Annotated in this window: 2 protein-coding genes and 1 pseudogene; 1 reads left to right on the forward strand and 2 read right to left on the reverse strand. The window is 63.4% G+C overall.

All coding sequences use genetic code 11. The features are described from left to right. Positions 1 to 1316, reverse strand: a 1316-nt coding sequence (locus tag AC1DWI_RS20025; protein WP_477725559.1) for an FAD-binding oxidoreductase, incomplete at its 3' end; no start/stop codon positions are given. Between the two features lie 70 nt (positions 1317 to 1386). Next, positions 1387 to 2082, reverse strand: coding sequence for a GntR family transcriptional regulator (locus AC1DWI_RS20030; RefSeq protein ID WP_477670981.1), 696 nt, complete (start codon positions 2080 to 2082; stop codon positions 1387 to 1389). A gap of 115 nt (positions 2083 to 2197) precedes the next feature. On the opposite strand from AC1DWI_RS20030, the pseudogene AC1DWI_RS20035 reads away from it, so the two are divergent. Next, positions 2198 to 2383, forward strand: a pseudogene (locus tag AC1DWI_RS20035) (serine--glyoxylate aminotransferase); the annotation flags it as partial.

Below are 2383 nucleotides of genomic sequence, written 5' to 3' on the forward strand. Positions count from 1 at the left end.
GTGTAGGCGGCCAGATGCTCCAGCGGCACGGCGCAGTCTTCGATAAAACTCACCGGCTTGCCGTCGCCCTTGAGGCTCATCATGATGTTGAGGCCGGCCTTGCGCACCTCCCACAGGTTTTTTTGCGGTGCGTCCTCGGTCATCTCCACCACCGAATCGGGCAGCAGCAGGTCGCCCATCAACTCGCCCAGGCGCTTGAGCTTGGGCAACAGCTCGGCCTTGCTGGCACCCGAAAACTCCACCAGCAAAATGGCCGCCGGATCGCCGATCAGCGCGCTGCGGATCGTCGGCGCAAAGGCCGGGTTTTGCAGCGACAGGTCGATCATCGTGCGGTCGACCAGCTCTACCGCAGTGAGCGTGCCTTCGCCGATCTTGACGATGAATTGCGCCGCATCCATGGCGCGGTAAAAGGTCGGGAAATTCACCACACCCAGCACCTTGGCCCGGGGCAGCTCGCTCAGTTGCAGCGTCAGCGACCGGGTCAGCGCCAGCGTGCCTTCGCTGCCTATCAGCAGGTGCGCCAGGTTGACCGAGCCGTCGCTGGTGTAGGGCCGCTCGCTCTGCGGGTCAAAGATGTCCAGGTTGTAGCCGCCCACGCGCCGCATGACTTTCGGCCAGCGCCGCTTGATGAGGGGGTGCAGCTCCTCGGCCAGCGCACGCACGTGGCTGCCCAGCTCGCGTGCCTTGCCGCTGCTGCCGGCGTAAGCGCCCAGCTGTAGCAGGCTGCCGTCGGATGTCCAGGCTTTGGCACCCAGCACGTTGTGCACCATGTTGCCGTAGGCAATGCTGCGGCTGCCGCAAGAGTTGTTGCCCGCCATGCCGCCCAGCGTGGCCTGCGCACTGGTCGAAACATCCACCGGGTACCACAGGCCGTGTTTTTTCAGCGCGGCGTTCAGGTGGTCCAGCACAATGCCGGGCTCTACCTCCGCCGTGCGTTCTTCCGGGTTCACCGCCAGGATGTTGCGCACATGCTTGGCGTAGTCGATGACAAGGCCGGTGCCCACGGTTTGCCCGCACTGGCTGGTGCCGCCGCCGCGCGGCACGATGGGCACCTGCATGTCGCGGCAGATGTCCAGCGCGGCCTTCACATCGTCTGCCGTGCGCGGCACAAACACGCCCACAGGCATGACCTGGTAGATCGAGGCGTCGGTAGCGTAGCGGCCCCGGTCGGCCGGTGAAAACAGCACTTCGCCCTGTGTTTCGGCGGCCAGCCGCGCCGCCAGCCGGCCGGCAACTTCATTGCTGATGCGGGCCACGTTGTCGTAGGCGTGGGCCGCGGCCTGCCGGGAGATCTTGAGTGGAAGAGGGGCGTTCATCGCGGGCGATCCGGGTTTTGTGTGGGTGTTGAGGCCCGGCCCTGAAGCCAGGCAAAGGTCACGTTGCAGGTCACGCCCTGGAAGGCGTGCTGGAGGGCGCCGCTGCGGCGCGCAGTTGCTGGACCACGACTTCGCGCTTGCTGGCCAGGTGGCCCAGCAGCACCTTGCGCATGGCGGCGGTGTCGCGCGCAGCCAGTGCGTCAATCATCAGCTCGTGTTCATTCACGGCTGACTTCCATTTTTCTTCGTCCTGGTTGGAGCGAAAGCGCAGCGCCTGCAGGCGCGCATTGACCTGCCGGTAGGTGGTGGTGAGCACCGGGTTCTTCGCGGCCGCGTTGATGGCGCTGTGAATGGCGGAGTTGAGCCGGTAGTAGTTGGGCAGGTCGCGGCGTGTGTAGGCGGCCAGCATTTCAAAGTGCATGGCCTTGATTTCGGCCAGCTCGTCGTCGGTGATGCGCTGCGCGGCCAGTTCGCCCGATTGCGCCTCCAGCCCGGCCATGACCTCAAAGGTATTCAGCACGTCGGCTTCGGTGAGTTCCACCGCTATCGCACCGCGGTTGGGCAAGAGCTCGACCAGGCCTTCAGCGGCCAGCATCTTGATGGCCTCGCGCAGCGGCGTGCGCGAGACATTCAAAACTTCGCTGAGTTCGCGTTCATTGAGCTTGGCGCCCGGCTGGATGCGGTTTTCAACCAGCATCTGGCGCAGGCGGTGCGCCACCTGTTCGTGAAGGGCAGCGCGGGGGATGGGAATGATTTCGGCAGCCATGAGCAAATTTTGTATGCAAAAAACAGGGGTGTCAAATCAATTTGTAACCCTTTGCTCTATTGACAAATGAATTTTGTATGCAAAAAATAGCGTCCTACTTCTGGAGTTTTTCGCCATGTTGACGCTTGACTTTCACCCCACCGGACGTCATTTTCTACAAATTCCCGGCCCTTCGCCGGTGCCTGACCGTGTCCTGCGGGCCATGAGCCTGCCCACCATCGACCACCGCGGCCCTGAATTCGCGGCGCTGGGCCTCAAGGTGCTGGCCGACATCAAGAAGATCTTCCAGACCCAACAACCC

This window comes from Polaromonas sp. P3_C2, assembly GCF_056402675.1.

Coding starts and splice junctions, on each gene's coding strand:
- AC1DWI_RS20030 (WP_477670981.1), bottom strand. CDS start 2,082: ATGGCTGCCGAAATCATTCCCATCCCCCGCGCTGCCCTTCACGAACAG.